This window comes from Luteimicrobium sp. NPDC057192 (genome assembly GCF_042670205.1).
Classification (GTDB): domain Bacteria; phylum Actinomycetota; class Actinomycetes; order Actinomycetales; family Cellulomonadaceae; genus Luteimicrobium.
Genome location: NZ_JBHUWD010000020.1, coordinates 1 through 15,835, shown reverse-complemented (window position 1 = coordinate 15,835; position 15,835 = coordinate 1). Strand labels below are relative to the sequence as shown.

Sequence of the window (15,835 nt, the reverse complement as noted above, 5' to 3'; positions counted from 1 at the left end):
GACGGGGGAGCGAGCGTGTTCGGACGCGACCACATCGAGTACAAGTCCGCCGACCAGGTGCGGCTCATGCGCCGCGCCGGCCTGGTGGTGGCCGACGTCCATGCCGCCGTGCGCGCGGCGGTCACGGTGGGCGTGACGACGGCCGAGCTGGACGCCGTCGCGGCTGAGGTGCTCCGGTCGGCAGGGGCGATGTCGTCGTTCCTCGGCTACGAGGGCTACCCGGCGACGATCTGCGTCTCCGTGAACGACGAGGTGATCCACGGGATCCCCGGCGACCGTGTGCTCCGTCCGGGGGACCTGGTGTCCGTGGACGCGGGGGCGGTCGTCGAGGGCTGGCACGGCGACGCCGCGTTCAGCATGGTGGTCCCCGGGCCCGACGGCGAGGAACCCGACCCGGCCGACGTGGCGCTCGTCGAGACGACGGAGCGCGCGACCTGGGCCGGCATCGCCGCCCTCGCCACCGCCGACCGGCTGGACGCCGTCGGGGCGGCCGTCGAGGACGTCGCCGAGGGCGGCCCGTACGGCATCGTCGAGGAGTACGTCGGGCACGGCATCGGCACCCAGATGCACCAGGACCCCGACGTCCCGAACTACCGCACGCGGGGACGGGGCCCGCGGGTGCGTCCGGGACTGTGCGTCGCGATCGAGCCCATGCTCACGCGCGGCGACGGATCCACCGAGCTGTGCGAGGACGAGTGGACCGTCGTGACCGACGACGGATCCCGGGCGGCGCACTGGGAGCACACCGTGGCCGTCCTGGAGGGCGGGCTGTGGGTGCTGACGGCGCCCGACGGCGGAGCCGCGGGGCTCGCACCGTTCGGCGTGACGGTCGCTCCGCTCGACTGACGAGCGCGCCCGGCGTGACGTGGCGCACCTGCCCCGCGTTTCCCTCGTGCAGCCCGATGCCGTAAGATAGACGGCTGGGTGTGGAGACGGCGCGTCCGGTCGACCGCGAGGTCGGGAAGCGTCGTGCCACGACCTCGGACGTCCGGCTGGTGCCGCCGTCCGTGGTCCGGCGGGATGCTCCACGCGCAGTCCACTGGGTCGACGTCCGGCGCGCGTGCCGTGCCACGATCCGCGTGGGTCAAGAGTCACACGAGAGTTAGCGGAGGACATGGCGAAGAAGGACGGCGTCATCGAGATTGAGGGCAGCGTGGTCGAAGCCCTGCCGAACGCGATGTTCCGCGTGGAGCTGGCCAACGGGCACAAGGTCCTCGCACACATCTCGGGCAAGATGCGACAGCACTACATCCGGATCCTCCCCGAGGACCGGGTCGTGGTCGAGCTGAGCCCGTACGACCTGTCCCGCGGTCGCATCGTCTACCGCTACAAGTAACCCGTCCGATCGAGACGCCGTCGTGGCAGGCCTGGGCGCGCCCAGGCCGCGATGCGTACGGCGGCGGAGGAACACGATGAAGGTCAACCCGAGCGTCAAGAAGATCTGCGACAAGTGCAAGGTGATCCGCCGGCACGGAAACGTCATGGTCATCTGCGAGAACCCGCGTCACAAGCAGCGCCAGGGCTGAGCGCCGCGCCTCGGTGACGAGGCGCGCTCGACCCACCGGTGAGCGACCCGCTCACGACGTACCACCACGAACCCGTCCGGTGAGCCGGACAGGGGAACCCCCGGTCGGAGGCCGGGGCCCGCAGCAGTGACGGCAGCGGGAGGGCGGTGCGGAAGACCTCCGAAGAAGTACAAGGAGCCGTCAGGCACATGGCACGTCTCGTCGGCGTCGACCTCCCGCGCGACAAGCGCCTCGAGGTTGCGCTCACCTACATCTACGGCGTCGGCCGTACCCGCGCCCAGCAGACGCTGGCCGCGACCGGGATCAACCCGGATCTTCGCGTGAAGGACCTCGGCGACGCCGAGCTCGTCGCGCTCCGTGACTACCTCGAGGGCAACTACAAGCTCGAGGGTGACCTCCGCCGTGAGGTGGCGGCCGACATCCGCCGCAAGGTGGAGATCGGCACCTACCAGGGGCTGCGCCACCGTCGTGGCCTTCCCGTCCGCGGTCAGCGCACCAAGACCAACGCGCGTACCCGCAAGGGTCCCAAGCGCACCGTGGCCGGTAAGAAGAAGGCCCGCTAACCAGCAGTCCGTGCCGGACCCGTCCGTCGCGCCGACCCTGTCGGCCGGCGCACGTCGACGGTCCGCCGGTCCGAACACCTCACCCCAGGAGAATCCCAGGACATGCCTCCCAAGACTCGCGCCGCCGCCGGCCGCAAGCCGCGCCGCAAGGACAAGAAGAACGTCCCGCTCGGCCAGGCGCACATCAAGAGCACCTTCAACAACACGATCGTCTCGATCACGGACCCGTCGGGCGCCGTGATCTCGTGGGCCTCCGGCGGCGACGTCGGCTTCAAGGGCTCGCGCAAGTCGACCCCCTACGCGGCCGGCATGGCCGCCGAGGCCGCGGCCCGCAAGGCGGCCGAGCACGGCGTCAAGAAGGTCGACGTCTTCGTCAAGGGCCCGGGCTCGGGTCGCGAGACGGCGATCCGCTCGCTGCAGTCGGCCGGCCTCGAGGTCGGCTCGATCCAGGACGTGACCCCGCAGGCGCACAACGGGTGCCGCCCGCCGAAGCGCCGCCGCGTCTGACCTCGCTCGTCGCCGCGGGGCGCTCACGCGCCCCGCGGCACCGTGCGTCCGGACGCGGTCGAGCCGGAGCCCTCGGGCTCCGGCTCCCCGCGCCGGGCGCGCACCTGCACCCTCACCGTGATGCGTCATATGGCGGACGCACACCGAAAGGAACCCACCAGTGCTCATCGCACAGCGCCCCACCCTGACCGAAGAGGTCATCTCGGAGCACCGTTCCCGCTTCTCGATCGAGCCGCTCGAGCCCGGCTTCGGCTACACGCTCGGCAACTCGCTGCGTCGCACGCTGCTCTCCTCGATCCCCGGCGCGGCCGTCACCTCGATCCGTATCGAGGGCGTGCTGCACGAGTTCTCGACGATCCCCGGGGTCAAGGAGGACGTCACCGAGATCATCCTCAACATCAAGGGCCTGGTCGTGTCCTCGGACAACGACGAGCCGGTCGTCATGTACCTGCGCAAGCAGGGCGGCGGCCAGGTCACGGCGGCCGACATCGTCCCGCCGGCGGGCATCGAGGTGCACAACCCCGAGCTCCACATCGCGACGCTGAACGACTCCGCGAAGCTCGAGATCGAGCTCACGGTCGAGCGTGGCCGTGGCTACGTCTCCGCCGCGCAGAACAAGGCGTACGACTCGGAGATCGGCCGCATCCCGGTCGACTCGATCTACTCGCCGGTGCTCAAGGTCACGTACAAGGTCGAGGCGACCCGTGTCGAGCAGCGCACGGACTTCGACAAGCTCGTCGTCGACGTCGAGACGAAGCCGGCGATCTCGCCGCGCGACGCGCTCGCCTCGGCCGGCCGGACGCTCACCGAGCTCTTCGGCCTCGCCCGCGAGCTGAACGTCGAGGCCGAGGGCATCGAGATCGGCCCGTCGCCGACGGACGCGGCCCTGGCCGCGGACCTGGCGCTGCCGATCGAGGAGCTCAACCTCTCGATCCGCTCGTACAACTGCCTCAAGCGCGAGGGCATCCACACCGTGGGTGAGCTCGTGGCGCGCAGCGAGGCCGACCTTCTCGACATCCGGAACTTCGGCGCCAAGTCGATCACCGAGGTCACCGAGAAGCTCGGGAAGCTCGGCCTGTCGCTCAAGGACTCGCCGCTGGACTTCGACCCGACCGCCGCGCAGTACTACGGCGACGACGAGTACACGGACGACGAGCAGACCTTCTGACACGTCCACCGAGCAGTCGATGAGTCTGGCCTGCGGCGCTCCGGCGCCGCGGGTCACCATCCCGCACTGAGGACTGGCCCGCCAGGCCTCAGCCCACGAAGGAGCACAACCCATGCCTACCCCCACCAAGGGCCCGCGGCTCGGCGGTGGCCCGGCTCACGAGCGCCTCATCCTCGCGAACCTCGCGACGAGCCTCTTCGAGCACGGCCGCATCACCACGACGGAGACGAAGGCCAAGCGCCTGCGCCCCCTCGCCGAGCGCCTCATCACGTTCGCGAAGCGTGGCGACCTCGCCGCGCGTCGTCGCGTCCTGACCGTCGTCCGTGACAAGAGCGTCGTCCACACGCTCTTCACGGAGATCGCGCCCACGATGGCGGAGCGCCAGGGCGGCTACACGCGCATCACGAAGGTCGGCAACCGCAAGGGCGACAACGCCCCCATGGCGGTCATCGAGCTCGTCCTCGAGCCCGTGAGCCCCAAGCAGGCCGTCGTCAAGGAGGCCGAGAAGGCCACCACGAAGGCTGCCAAGAAGCCCGCCGCGAAGAAGGCCACCAAGGCCGCCGACGAGAAGCCGGCAGCCGAGGAGACCCCGGCCGCCGAGGCGACCGAGGAGACCCCGGCCGCCGAGGCGACCGAGGAGAAGTCCGAGGCCTGAGCCTCGTACCGCGTCACGAAGGGGCCTGTTCCGCTGCGGCGGAACGGGCCCCTTCGTCGTCCCGACAGCCGCGCCACGCGTGAGTGCGTCACTGTTGCGCGAGACGCCGCGCGTCTCGCGCAAGGATGACGCACTCAGGGCGAGTGGAGGGTCGCAACAGGCGTGACGACGGCGCCCTCCGGGGTGAGCGGCCGGTCGACGGGTCAGGCGAGATGCTGGGCGATCAGGTGCTCGGCGATCGCCAGCGACGACGTCGCGGCGGGCGACGGTGCGTTCCGCAGCAGCGTGACCGGTCCGACCTGGTCGACGGCGAAGTCGTCGACGAGCGAACCGTCGCGCGCCCACGCCTGCGCGCGGACACCGGGCGCGGCGCGCTCCGCCAGGTCCGACGGACGCAGCTCCGGCACGAACCGGCGGGCCCGACGGTAGTAGAGCGGTTTGAGCAGGGAGCCGCCCACCTCGTCGACGCCCATGCGCCAGTGGCGGCGGGCGAGCGGCCATGCACCGGGCCAGGTCAGCGAGCCCCACGTGTCGCGCACCGAGACCTGCGACCACCCGTAGCCCTCGCGGCGCAGCGCGGGCACCGCGTTGGGGCCGACGTGGACGGCGTCGTACACGCCGCGCGTGAAGTGCACGCCGAGAAACGGGAACCGCGGGTCGGGGACGGGGTAGACCATCCCGCGCACCAGGGACGCGCGTTCGGGCGCGAGGGTCCAGTACTCGCCCCGGAAGGGCAGGATCCGTGGCGAGGGGTCGGCGCCCACGAGGCGCGCGACGACGTCGGACTGCAGGCCCGCGCAGACGACGACGCGGTCGAAGGTCTCCTCGAGCCCGCCTGCGACGAGCCGGGCCCGGCCACCGTCGGTCACGCCGAGCCCCGTGACCTCGTGCCCGAGGACCACCCGCCCGCCTGCAGCACGGAGGTCCTGGGCCATCGCCTCGGTCACGGCCGCGTAGTCGACGACGGCCGTCCGCGGCGAGTGGACCGCGGCGACCCCGGCGACGTGCGGCTCGAGGTCCCGGAGCGCGGCGGGCTCGTCGAGCCGGCGCAGCTCGGGGACGCCGTTCGCGCGCGCCCGGCGCTCGATCTCCGCGAGGGCACCGAGCTCGCCCTCGTCGACGGCGACGACGAGCTTGCCGAGCTCGCGGTAGGGCAGGTCCTTCTCGCGGCAGTAGTCGCGGAGCGCCGTGCGCCCCGCGGTGCACAGCGTCGCCTTGAGCGAGCCGGGTGCGTAGTAGAGCCCCGCGTGGACGACGCCGGAGTTGTGACCCGTCTGGTGGAGCGCGAGCCGGGCCTCCTTCTCGACCACCGTCACGTCGACGCCCCGGAGGGCGAGCGCACGGGCGAGCGCGACACCCACGATCCCGCCGCCGACGACGGCGATGCTGCTGGTCATCGCCCCAGCATCGCGGTCGTCGGCGCACGGCTCAAGCCGTGCGGGGAACCGTCGTCCGCGGCGATGACGGATGTCATGCGCCTCCTGTGACGCGCGGCCCTGCCGCGTCGCCCGGCCGCGGACGAGGCTGGAGCCATGATCAACACCTCCGACGCGAGCGTCGCCGTCAACGTCGTCCTGGGCCTTCTCGTCCTCGCGTGGGTCCTGTCGCGGCAGGTGCAGAAGCGGCCCGTCACCCCGTCGTCCTTCCGGGTTCCCGTGATCCTCGCCGCGGTCGGCCCGTACGAGACGGCGTCGTTCGTCCGGGACGCCGCGCCGTCGTCGGGCGTGCCGGTGGGCGTGGTCGCGCTGCTCGTGCTCGGCGTCGTCGTCGGGGGAGCGCTGGCCGCCGTGCGCGGCTACCAGATGCGCGTGTGGCGCGACACGGACGGCACCGTCGTCCGGCAGGGGACCGCGCTGACGGTGCTGCTGTGGCTCGTCGCGATCGCCGCGCACCTGGGGATCGACGTCGCGATCGACCACGTGTCGCACCCGCTGGCCGGTCTCGGGTCGGTGTCGCTCGTGCTGTACCTGGGCGTCGTCCTGGGCATCCAGGGCCTCGTCGTGCAGCACCGGGCGCAGCTCGTCGCCGCCTGATCCGTGGGGTCGGCCGAACGGGGCGATGCGGGTGGCCGAGGTCTGTTATCACCCCCGATGAACGCTCGAAGAGCGCGACGAAGCGCCCTCCTTGCCGTGGTGACCTGCGGCGTTGTCGCGGCGACCGCTGCACCGTCATATGCCGCGCACGTCAACGGCTACGACTCTGTGGACGGCGGCGAGGTGCGATACGAGAACGAGACGGTCTACGACGGCACCCTGCGGTGGGCACTCGACGCCTGGAACGCTGTCGGATCGGTGGACTTCAAGCCCGACGGAGCGCTGACTAACGCCGACCTCCAGGTCCAAGACCGCTACGAGGACGGGGCGGACTGGGACGGGCTCTACAAGAATGACGCCGGCGCTGACGAGATCTACTTCAACAGCGCCTACTTCGATGGCTACACGTACGACCAGCGCAAGGCTGTGGCGACGCACGAGCTCGGCCATGCGCTGGGTCTCGCGGACCACACGTCGACGAGCTGGCACGCGATCATGTACGACCACGCGACCGCGACGGGCTACACCACGCCGCAGGCGCACGACAAGTCCGACTACGCGAGCCTTTGGGGATGACGATGCCATCACGAACGCCTTTTCGACTCGGGCTCCCCGCGGTGGGGGTGATTGCGGGCGTCGCCGCTCTGAGTGGCTGCGCGCCCGGGGACCGCGGCGAGCCCCGAACGGAGGTCGTCCACGCGAGCTGGGCCTTCGACATCAGAGACCCAGAAGTCGTCGCGGGCCGGATGGACGACATCTTCATCGGCAAGGTTGTGTCGGCGGGCGACGTAGAGTCCGACGACCCGATGCCGAAGGCGACCTTCACTGTCGAGGTTGCGAGTTCGATCAAGGGGGATGAGAAGGGGACGATCGACGTCGTGCAGGAGGGCGGCTTCGACGAGAGCGAGAACGCCGTCTACACGTTCGAAGGCGACAGACTCTTGGAAGTCGGGAAGACCTACTTCTTCGCGAGCCGCGGTGCGAAGCATCAGCTCCTCCCGATCACCGGCGACCGCCTGCTCGACGAGGAGGGCGAGGCGTCGAAGGTGACCGCGACGTACGAGGCGGCCGTGGGCTGACCCTCGCCGGTCGGCGGGTCAGTGCGGCAGCGACCAGGCCCGCGCGCCGCCGACGAGCGCCGCCGAGTTGGGCACGACCACGACGTCGTCGCCGAGCCGGTCCAGCACCCCACGGGTGATCTGCCGGGCGTTCCCGCCGCCGAGGTAGAGCCGGTCCCACCAGAACACCGGGCGCAGGCCCTCGACGACCCGCAGCACACGACGTGACCACAGGGCGTTGCCGAGGCGGCGGCGCTCCGGCTCGCCGACGTACTCGTCGTAGGTGGTGCGGGGGCGGACGGGAGCGTGCGACCACTCGAGGTGCGGCGACAGCGCGCCGCCCAGGAACAGGGCCGAGCCCAGCCCCGTGCCCAGCGTCAGGACGAGCTCGAGCCCGGACGCGGCGATCACACCGGCTCCGTGCACCTCGGCGTCGTTGAGGACGAGCGCCGGCAGCCCGAGGCGCTCGCCCACCGCGGCCCGGACGTCCATGCTGCGCCAGGCGTCGGCCAGCTCGGGGGAGACGGGCGTGCGCGGTCCGCGGGGCCGGATGTAGTGGGGCGTGTGCACGACGACGCCGCGCCGGATCATCCCGGGCAGCCCGACGGTGACGCGCTGGGCGGGCGGCAGGGACGCGGCGATCTCCGCGATGGTGTCGACGAGGCGCTCGGGCGGGAGCGGGTACGGCGTCGGGACGCGGACGGGCTCCGCGTGGGCCGTGCCGGCGGCGTCCAGCACCGCGGCCTTGATCCCGCTTCCGCCGCAGTCGACGGACAGCGTGATCGTCGCGGTGTCGTCGGACGTGGGCGTGCGGCGGATGGCGGAGCCCTGCTCGGGCGTGCGGGGCTCGGACATGCGAGCACGGTAGGCCCGATCGGGCGAGTTGTCAGAACCTGGTGCGCCTCGAGCGTCACCAGGTTCTGACAGCGGCCGGGTCTCACCGACAATGGGGAGGTGACCGACGAGCCTGCCCCGACCGCCGCCGAGCACCCCACGACCCGGGTCCGGCTCGACCTCGCGTACGACGGCGCCGGGTTCGCCGGGTGGGCGCGCCAGCCGGGCCTGCGCACCGTCCAGGGGCTGCTCGAGGACGGGCTGGCGACCGTGCTGCGTGCGGAGGCCAACGGCGAGGCGCTCCCGCGGGTCCAGGTCGCGGGGCGGACCGACGCGGGTGTGCACGCGCGGGGCCAGGTCGCGCACGTCGACCTCACCGAGCGCCAGTGGGCCGCCCTCCCAGGACGCTCCGACCGTGAGCCCGGTGACGCGCTCGTGACCCGGCTGGGCGGCGTCCTGCCGCACGACCTCGTGGTCCGTGCCGCCGCGCCCGCACCGGAGGGCTTCGACGCGCGGTTCTCGGCGCTGCACCGCAGCTACACCTACCGCGTCGCGGACCGGCCCGACCTGCGCGACCCGCTGCGGCGCGGCTGGGTCCTGTGGACCCGGCGGCCGCTCGACGTCGCCGCGATGGACGCCGCCGCTCGCCCGCTGCTCGGGGTGCGGGACTTCGCCGCGTTCTGCAAGCCGCGCCCGGGCGCGACGACGATCCGCGAGCTGCAGGAGCTGCGCTGGGAGCGGCCGGACGACGGCCCCGACGCCGGCCTCGTCGTCGCGCACGTCCGGGCCGACGCGTTCTGCCACAACATGGTCCGCGCGCTCGTCGGCGCGAGCCTCGCGGTAGGGGAGGGGCGCCGGCCCGTCACCTGGCTCGCGGACGTGCTGGCCGCGCGTCGTCGGGACGCCGCGGGTGGCGTCGTGCCCGCGCACGGCCTGGTGCTCGAGGCCGTGGCCTACCCGCCCGACGCCGAGCTCGCGACGCGCGCCGAGCGGATCCGGGCGAGGCGCATGGACGAGGACGTCTGGGACGCGCCCGCGGCGCCCTGAATCGCGGGGACCGTCAGGTCTCGTCGTCGGCGACGAAGTGCACCGCCGCCTCCTCGGCGCTCGCGCCCGCGCCGGAGATGCCCTCGTCGATGCCGTACACGTCGTTGTCGCGGCCACCCGCGGCGTCGTCGTCCTCCGCGAGCCGGCCGGCGCGGTCCTCGTCGAGGACGCGCTCCTCGTCCCACTCCTCGGGCTCCTCCTCGGAGAGCCGCTGGTCGAGGCTCTCGCCCTCCCGCTCCTCCTCCTCGGTCTCGCCGAAGTGGTTGGTCCGCGGGCGGTCGAGCGGGTCGTAGCCCTCGTCGAGGGGGTCCTCGAGCCCCCGGTCGATCAGCGTGTCCTCGGGGTCGAGCTGCTCCGTCTCGCTCTCGGACCAGTCGTCGCGGTCGTCCATGCCCTCGGGCAGGCCGTCGGGGTAGTTCTCGCTCATGGGTCCCAGCCTGTCACCGCGGCGCAGTCCCCGCAGCACCGCGCGGCTCCGCAGTGCCGGGCGGGGGGCGCCGTCCTACGCTCGACGAGGAGCCGTGTGCGCGCAGGCTGCGGCCGGACGGGGGAGGACGACCATGGCAGACCTCGACGAGCTGCTGGGGCAGATCCCGGTGGACCAGATCGCGGGCCGTCTGGGCGTGGACCGCGACACCGCGGACGGCGCCGTCCAGCGGGCGCTGCCCGGCCTGCTCGCGGGCCTGCAGCACAACGTCGACACGGGCGCGCAGGGCGGCGAGGGCGGACTGCTGTCGGCGCTCGAGGGCCACGCGGGCACCGGCCTGCTCGACGGCGGCGTGAACGTCGACGACGTGGACGTGGCGGACGGCGAGAAGATCGTCGGCCGCGCGTTCGACGGCAGGCCGGACGCAGCGGCGGCGCAGCTCGCGGGCGGGAGCGGCGGGGACCTCGTCTCGAAGGTGCTGCCGTACCTCGCGCCGATCGTCATGGCCTTCCTCGCCAAGAAGGTGCTCTCGGGCGGCGCCGCCGCGCAGGGCTCGACGACGGACTCCCGGGAAGGCGCGTCCGGCGGGCTGGGCGGCCTGCTGGGCGGCCTGCTCGGCGGCGGGTCGGGTGGCGGCGGGCTCGGCGGTATCCTCGGAGGGCTGTTCGGCGGGAAGTAGCGCGCCCGCAGCGGGTGCTGTGATCCCGACCGGCCGCTTTGACCGGGCCGTGGCCCTCACGGTACTCTTGACAGTCGTTGTGCTTCCTTGCCCGACCCCCTGTTCGGACCCCTGACGGAAACCGTGCGCCCACTCGCTGGCCCGTCACGTCCGGCTCATGGTCGGAGGCAGGCTTCTGGAGCGCTCAGACGAACACTCGTCGGTCGCAGTTCGCTGCGCCGAAGAAGACCGAACCGAAACGAAGGCTACGACCGTGCGTACGTACACCCCGAAGCCCGGCGACGTCCAGCGCGACTGGTACGTCATCGACGCGACCGACGTCGTCCTGGGCCGTCTGGCCAGCCACGTGGCGACCCTCCTGCGAGGCAAGCACAAGGCCACCTTCGCGCCTCACGTCGACGGCGGTGACTTCGTCATCGTCATCAACGCCGAGAAGGTCGCCCTGACCGGCAACAAGCGCGAGCAGAAGCTGGCGTACCGCCACTCCGGCTACCCGGGCGGCCTGCGCGCCACCCGTTACGCGGACCTGCTCGAGAAGCACCCCGAGCGGGCCGTCGAGAAGGCAGTCAAGGGCATGCTCCCGAAGACCAGCCTCGGCAGCGCGCAGTTCGGCAAGCTCAAGGTCTACGCGGGTTCTGAGCACCCGCACGCCGCGCAGCAGCCGAAGCCGTTCGAGATCACTCAGGTCGCCCAGTGAGCTCGGCTCGCTGACAGACACGCACAAGGACGCGAGGACACCCACAGTGGCCGAGACCACCGTCGACACCGACACGCTGGACGAGAACGCCCCCAGCACCTACACCACCGAGACTGCTGCCGCCTCCACCGGCCGCGGCCAGTCCCTCACGGCACCCGGGCAGGCCCTGGGTCGTCGCAAGGAGGCGATCGCCCGCGTTCGCCTCGTCCCCGGCTCCGGCCAGTGGAAGATCAACGGCCGCACCCTCGAGGACTACTTCCCGAACAAGGTGCACCAGCAGCTCGTGAGCTCGCCGTTCACGATCCTCGACATCGAGGGCCGTTTCGACGTCGTCGCCCGCATCAGCGGCGGCGGCACCTCCGGCCAGGCCGGCGCCCTGCGCCTCGGCATCGCGCGCGCTCTGAACGCGATCGACGAGGACAGCAACCGCGCCACCCTCAAGAAGGCGGGCTTCCTGACCCGCGACGCCCGCGTCGTGGAGCGCAAGAAGGCCGGTCTCAAGAAGGCCCGCAAGGCCCCGCAGTACTCCAAGCGCTGATCCCAGCGCCGGCCGACGGCCCCGACGGACTCGTTCCGTCGGGGCCGTCGGTGTTTACAGGGGTTTGTCAGGACCGCTGCGCGTGAGCGCCAGCAGCACGAGGGAGCAGGATCTACCACATGGGTCGGTTGTTCGGCACGGACGGGGTGCGAGGCCTCGCCAACAAGGACGTCACGGCGGAGCTCGCGCTCGACCTCGGGGTCGCAGCGGCGCACGTGCTCGGCACCGCCGGGGAGTTCGCGGGGCACCGGCCGCGCGCCGTCGTCGGACGGGACCCCCGTGCGTCGGGAGAGTTCCTGTCCGCCGCCGTCTCGGCGGGCCTGGCGAGCGCCGGGGTCGACGTCCTCGACGTCGGCGTCCTGCCCACCCCCGCCCTGGCGTTCCTCACCGACGCCCTGGGCGCCGACCTCGGCTGCATGCTCTCCGCGTCGCACAACCCCATGCCCGACAACGGCATCAAGTTCTTCACGCGCGGCGGGCTCAAGCTCGACGACAGCGTCGAGGACGCGATCGAGCAGCGCCTCGAGGAACCCTGGGAGCGGCCGACGGGTGCGGACGTAGGGCGGATCCACCGCGACACCGGCCAGGCCGGGAGCCTCTACGTCGAGCACCTCACCAAGTCGATCGCCGGCCCGCTCGACGGTCTCCGCATCGCCGTCGACTGCGCGAACGGCGCGGCGAGCGAGCTCGGCCCGGAAGCGCTGCGCGCGGCCGGCGCGGACGTCGTCGTGATCAACGCGAGCCCCGACGGGCGCAACATCAACGAGAAGTGCGGGTCCACGCACCCCGAGCAGCTCCAGGCCGTCACGGTCGCGTCGGAGGCGGACTTCGGGGTCGCGTTCGACGGCGACGCCGACCGGTGCCTCGCCGTCGACCACACCGGGGCGCTCGTCGACGGCGACAAGATCATGGGCATCCTCGCGCTCGCGCTCGCCGGGGAGGGACGCCTCGCCGGGGACACGCTCGTCGTGACGGTGATGAGCAACCTCGGCCTGCTGCTCGCGATGGAGCGCGCCGGGATCAAGACCGTGCAGACGGGCGTGGGGGACCGCTACGTCCTCGAGGCGATGCGTGAGGGCGGCTTCTCGCTCGGCGGCGAGCAGTCCGGGCACATCATCGTCTCGGAGTTCGCGACCACGGGCGACGGGATCCTCACCGCGTTCCAGCTCGCGGCGCACGTCAAGCAGAGCGGGCGGCGGCTCGCCGACCTCGCCGGCGAGATCGAGAAGCTCCCGCAGGCCCTCGTGAACGTCTCGGGCGTCGACAAGGCCCGCGCCAGCCGTGACGAGGAGCTCCTCGCCGAGATCGCGCGCGCCGAAGCCGCTCTGGGAGTGACGGGCCGGGTCGTCCTCCGTCCGTCGGGAACGGAGCCGCTCGTCCGGGTCATGGTCGAGGCGGCCACGCAGACCGAGGCCGACGACGTCGCCGCGCTGCTGGCCGGGACCGTGCGGGAGCGCCTCGCCCTCTGAGCGTCCGGTGCCGCCCCGTGCCGGCGTGGCTACGCTGGCCGGGTGAGCTCTCCCGACCCCCGCACCGCTGACCGCACCGAGGCGCACGCCGGACCGTGGGCGGGAGGTGTCGACCACCGGCTGCGCGAGGACGTCCTGCAGCTCCTCGACACCGCGCAGGAGGGGGTGCTCCCCATCGTCCAGCTCGGCCACCCGGTGCTGCGGCGTCCCGCCGTCCCGTACACCGGCCAGCTCGGCGACGCGCTGCCCCTGCTGCTCGAGGTGATGCGCGCGACGATGGTCGCAGCCCCCGGGGTAGGTCTCGCCGCGCCGCAGATCGGCCTCCCGCTGCGGATCGCTGTGCTGCACGACCCCGGGTTCCCCGAGGGCTACGAGGCCGCGGCGGCCGAGCGCGAGCGCTCCCCGCTGCCGCACCGCACGATCGTGAACCCGCGCTACGAGGGCGTGCCCACCCCCGGCGCCGCGCGTGACGACGGCACCCGGGTCGGCGTCGAGCGGCGGTCGTTCGCGGAGGGCTGCCTGTCGTTCGGGGGCTACCAGGGTGTGGTCGCGCGCTTCCGCTCGGTCCGGCTCCTCGCCCAGGACGAGCACGCGGCGGACGTCGACGAGGTCCTCACGGGCTGGCCCGCGCGGATCGTCCAGCACGAGACCGACCACCTCGACGGCGTCGTGTACGTCGACCGGGTCGAGACGCGCTCGCTCATGACGAACGAGAACGCCGCCCGGCTGTGGGGTGGCGTGCCCACCGCGCAGGCCGGCGAGCTGCTCGGTTTCCACGTCGAGTAGGTCCGGGGGCCGACCTGCGCGGGTCCCCGCCTGCGACCCTGGTCGGATCAGGGTCGACCCCCGGGGTGATTCGGGGGCTTTCCCCATGCCGAGGCACCCTCCGCCTCCCTACGCTGGAGTGGACGGGCCGCGCACGTGGCCTCGTCGCCCGAGACCGAGGGGGACCCGATGGGCGAGCTGGTCCAGCATCTGCAGGACGTCGTCCTGGCGGCGTCGGGCGCCTGGTGGATCTACCCCGCCGTGGTGCTGTTCTGCCTCGTCGACGGCTTCTTCCCGCCCGTCCCGTCCGAGTCCGTCGTGATCGCGCTCGCGGTCGCCGCGTCGACCGGGGACGACCCCAACCTCTGGCTGCTGCTCGGGGCGGCCGTCGTCGGGGCGTGGAGCGGCGACCAGGTCGCCTACCAGCTCGGGCGGTGGGTCGGGACCGACCGGATCCGGCTGCTGCGTGGTCCCCGGGGACGACGCGCGGTCGCCTGGGCCCGCTACGCCCTCGAGCGGCGCGGAGCGACCTTCATCCTCGCGGCCCGGTACGTGCCCGTCGGGCGCGTGGCCGTGAACATGAGCGCCGGGGCGCTGCGGTACCCGCGCCGCCGCTTCATGGCGGTCTCCGGGCTGGCCGCCGTGTTCTGGGGGATCTGCTCGGTGCTGGTCGGGCTGGCGTCCGCGGCCTGGCTCGGTGAGCAGCCGCTGCTCGCGATGGGCGTGGGCGTCGTGGTCGGGTTGCTCCTCGGGCTGGGGATCGACCGCGTCGTGACGGCCGTGTGGGCGCGGCGTGCGGCGCACGCCGCTGTTGTCGAGGCCACGGCTGAGACCGCGAGCACCCAGGTCGTCGCCACAGCGACCGGTGGCACACTCGTCCGGTGACCTTCGAACGCACCGGTTTCCGCCATGACATGGCCGCCCGCCGCGCACGCGTGGCCCGTACCCTCCGGCTCGCCCCGACCGTCGTCCGCGTGACCTTCGCGGGCGACGAGCTCGCGGGTCTGGCCGCCGACGGCCCCGAGGACCACGTCAAGGTGTTCTTTCCCGACCCCGCGACGGGCGAGCTCCACGCGCCCCGCATGGTCGACGGCGCCCTCCAGCGCCCGACGTCGGGGGTGAGCGTCTCGCGTGACTACACGCCGCGCGCCGTGCGGCAGACGGACGACGGAACCGAGCTCGACCTCGAGCTCGTCCTCCACGGCGTCGACGACGGCGGGCCCTCCGGACCTGCGTCGTCGTGGGCAGCGTCGGCCGCCGAGGGCGACGAGCTCGTCGTCGCGGGGCCGCGCGGCTCGCGCGGCGTGCCCGCCGGGATCGAGCGGCTCGTGCTCGTCGCCGATGAGACAGCCATGCCGGCCGCGGCGCGGTGGATCGAGCACGCACCCGCGGGGGTCGAGGTGACCGTGATCCTCGACCTCGCGGACGACGACGCCGACGCCTACGTCGACGCTCCGGCGCCCGACGGGAGGTCGAGCCCGTTCGCGCGGACGTCCGTCGAGCGGCTCTACCGCTCCGACGGTCCGGGCCAGGTCGAGGAGGCCGTGCGGTCGCTCGACCTCGACGACCCCGCGACCACCTACGTGTGGGCGGCCGGCGAGGCCGGGACCCTGATCCCCGTGCGCCGGTACCTCCGCCACGAGCTCGGCCTGAGCCCCGACCAGGTGAAGGTCGACGGGTACTGGAAGCGCGGCGTCACCAACCGCGACCACCACGAGCCGCTCGACCCGAGCGACCCCGACTGACGCTCACCGAAGTACCCCGGCATCCCGCCTACCTCGCGAGGTATGCGGGATGCCGGGGTACTTCGCGAGGTATGCGGGATGCCGGGGTACTTCGCGAGGTATGCGGGATGCCGGGGTACTTCGC

The 15,835-nt window shown here is 72.7% G+C and carries 21 protein-coding genes; 18 read left to right on the top strand and 3 right to left on the bottom strand.

Features of this window, described 5'->3' with window-relative positions:
* Positions 1 to 15 precede the first annotated feature (15 nt).
* The 7 genes from map to rplQ all read left to right on the top strand — a co-directional run bounded on the left by map (position 16) and on the right by rplQ (position 4,419).
* A complete protein-coding gene (gene map, locus ACFT5B_RS10880) occupies positions 16 to 846 on the top strand; it encodes a type I methionyl aminopeptidase (protein ID WP_386798051.1) in 831 nt (276 codons plus the stop codon).
* Positions 847 to 1,114: 268 nt separating this feature from the next.
* Positions 1,115 to 1,336 (top strand): translation initiation factor IF-1, encoded by a 222-nt coding sequence (infA, locus tag ACFT5B_RS10875; RefSeq protein ID WP_012867920.1) that lies wholly within the window; start codon positions 1,115 to 1,117, stop codon positions 1,334 to 1,336.
* A 76-nt stretch (positions 1,337 to 1,412) separates the two neighbouring features.
* Positions 1,413 to 1,526: a 50S ribosomal protein L36 gene (gene rpmJ, locus ACFT5B_RS10870; protein ID WP_007540807.1), complete on the top strand. Its 114-nt coding sequence runs from the start codon at positions 1,413 to 1,415 to the stop codon at positions 1,524 to 1,526.
* A 188-nt stretch (positions 1,527 to 1,714) separates the two neighbouring features.
* Entirely contained in the window at positions 1,715 to 2,089 is a 375-nt protein-coding gene (rpsM, locus tag ACFT5B_RS10865) for a 30S ribosomal protein S13 (RefSeq protein WP_386798048.1), read from the top strand.
* Positions 2,090 to 2,191: 102 nt separating this feature from the next.
* A complete protein-coding gene (gene rpsK / locus ACFT5B_RS10860) occupies positions 2,192 to 2,596 on the top strand; it encodes a 30S ribosomal protein S11 (RefSeq protein WP_100348842.1) in 405 nt (134 codons plus the stop codon).
* Positions 2,597 to 2,756: 160 nt separating this feature from the next.
* Positions 2,757 to 3,764 (top strand): DNA-directed RNA polymerase subunit alpha, encoded by a 1,008-nt coding sequence (locus tag ACFT5B_RS10855; RefSeq protein WP_386798045.1) that lies wholly within the window; start codon positions 2,757 to 2,759, stop codon positions 3,762 to 3,764.
* A 112-nt stretch (positions 3,765 to 3,876) separates the two neighbouring features.
* Positions 3,877 to 4,419 (top strand): 50S ribosomal protein L17, encoded by a 543-nt coding sequence (rplQ, locus tag ACFT5B_RS10850; protein WP_386798043.1) that lies wholly within the window; start codon positions 3,877 to 3,879, stop codon positions 4,417 to 4,419.
* Between the two features lie 203 nt (positions 4,420 to 4,622).
* Here rplQ and lhgO read toward each other — a convergent pair whose 3' ends face one another.
* Entirely contained in the window at positions 4,623 to 5,816 is a 1,194-nt protein-coding gene (gene lhgO / locus ACFT5B_RS10845) for an L-2-hydroxyglutarate oxidase (RefSeq protein WP_386798041.1), read from the bottom strand.
* A gap of 135 nt (positions 5,817 to 5,951) precedes the next feature.
* Between lhgO and ACFT5B_RS10840 the strand changes: the two genes are divergently transcribed.
* From ACFT5B_RS10840 to ACFT5B_RS10830, 3 genes are all read left to right on the top strand, one after another.
* Positions 5,952 to 6,452: a hypothetical protein gene (locus ACFT5B_RS10840; protein ID WP_386798039.1), complete on the top strand. Its 501-nt coding sequence runs from the start codon at positions 5,952 to 5,954 to the stop codon at positions 6,450 to 6,452.
* A 99-nt stretch (positions 6,453 to 6,551) separates the two neighbouring features.
* Entirely contained in the window at positions 6,552 to 7,028 is a 477-nt protein-coding gene (locus ACFT5B_RS10835) for a snapalysin family zinc-dependent metalloprotease (RefSeq protein WP_386798037.1), read from the top strand.
* A complete protein-coding gene (locus ACFT5B_RS10830) occupies positions 7,025 to 7,531 on the top strand; it encodes a hypothetical protein (protein ID WP_386798035.1) in 507 nt (168 codons plus the stop codon). The genes ACFT5B_RS10835 and ACFT5B_RS10830 overlap by 4 nt, the downstream gene beginning before the upstream one ends.
* Positions 7,532 to 7,549: 18 nt before the next feature.
* Here ACFT5B_RS10830 and ACFT5B_RS10825 read toward each other — a convergent pair whose 3' ends face one another.
* The gene (locus tag ACFT5B_RS10825) at positions 7,550 to 8,365 is read right to left on the bottom strand and encodes an ROK family protein (protein ID WP_386798033.1); all 816 of its coding nucleotides are present in this window, start codon (positions 8,363 to 8,365) and stop codon (positions 7,550 to 7,552) included.
* Positions 8,366 to 8,464: 99 nt separating this feature from the next.
* Here ACFT5B_RS10825 and truA point away from each other — a divergent pair, with 99 nt between their 5' ends.
* Positions 8,465 to 9,391, top strand: a complete 927-nt coding sequence (truA, locus tag ACFT5B_RS10820) for a tRNA pseudouridine(38-40) synthase TruA (protein ID WP_386798031.1) — start codon at positions 8,465 to 8,467, stop codon at positions 9,389 to 9,391.
* A gap of 13 nt (positions 9,392 to 9,404) precedes the next feature.
* On the opposite strand, the gene ACFT5B_RS10815 is transcribed toward truA, so the two are convergent.
* Positions 9,405 to 9,818: a DUF5709 domain-containing protein gene (locus ACFT5B_RS10815; protein WP_386798029.1), complete on the bottom strand. Its 414-nt coding sequence runs from the start codon at positions 9,816 to 9,818 to the stop codon at positions 9,405 to 9,407.
* Positions 9,819 to 9,951: 133 nt separating this feature from the next.
* On the opposite strand from ACFT5B_RS10815, the gene ACFT5B_RS10810 reads away from it, so the two are divergent.
* The 7 genes from ACFT5B_RS10810 to ACFT5B_RS10780 all read left to right on the top strand — a co-directional run bounded on the left by ACFT5B_RS10810 (position 9,952) and on the right by ACFT5B_RS10780 (position 15,711).
* Complete coding sequence (locus ACFT5B_RS10810; protein WP_386798027.1) at positions 9,952 to 10,497, top strand: DUF937 domain-containing protein; 546 nt, start codon at positions 9,952 to 9,954, stop codon at positions 10,495 to 10,497.
* A 253-nt stretch (positions 10,498 to 10,750) separates the two neighbouring features.
* On the top strand, positions 10,751 to 11,194 hold the full coding sequence (gene rplM, locus ACFT5B_RS10805; protein WP_036953241.1) for a 50S ribosomal protein L13: 444 nt from the start codon (positions 10,751 to 10,753) through the stop codon (positions 11,192 to 11,194).
* A gap of 46 nt (positions 11,195 to 11,240) precedes the next feature.
* Entirely contained in the window at positions 11,241 to 11,732 is a 492-nt protein-coding gene (rpsI, locus tag ACFT5B_RS10800; RefSeq protein WP_386798024.1) for a 30S ribosomal protein S9, read from the top strand.
* A 119-nt stretch (positions 11,733 to 11,851) separates the two neighbouring features.
* Positions 11,852 to 13,201, top strand: a complete 1,350-nt coding sequence (gene glmM, locus ACFT5B_RS10795; protein ID WP_386798022.1) for a phosphoglucosamine mutase — start codon at positions 11,852 to 11,854, stop codon at positions 13,199 to 13,201.
* A 42-nt stretch (positions 13,202 to 13,243) separates the two neighbouring features.
* Positions 13,244 to 13,987 (top strand): peptide deformylase, encoded by a 744-nt coding sequence (locus ACFT5B_RS10790; RefSeq protein WP_386798020.1) that lies wholly within the window; start codon positions 13,244 to 13,246, stop codon positions 13,985 to 13,987.
* A gap of 168 nt (positions 13,988 to 14,155) precedes the next feature.
* On the top strand, positions 14,156 to 14,851 hold the full coding sequence (locus tag ACFT5B_RS10785) for a DedA family protein (RefSeq protein ID WP_386798018.1): 696 nt from the start codon (positions 14,156 to 14,158) through the stop codon (positions 14,849 to 14,851).
* Entirely contained in the window at positions 14,848 to 15,711 is an 864-nt protein-coding gene (locus tag ACFT5B_RS10780; RefSeq protein ID WP_386798016.1) for a siderophore-interacting protein, read from the top strand. The genes ACFT5B_RS10785 and ACFT5B_RS10780 overlap by 4 nt, the downstream gene beginning before the upstream one ends.
* Positions 15,712 to 15,835 lie beyond the last annotated feature (124 nt).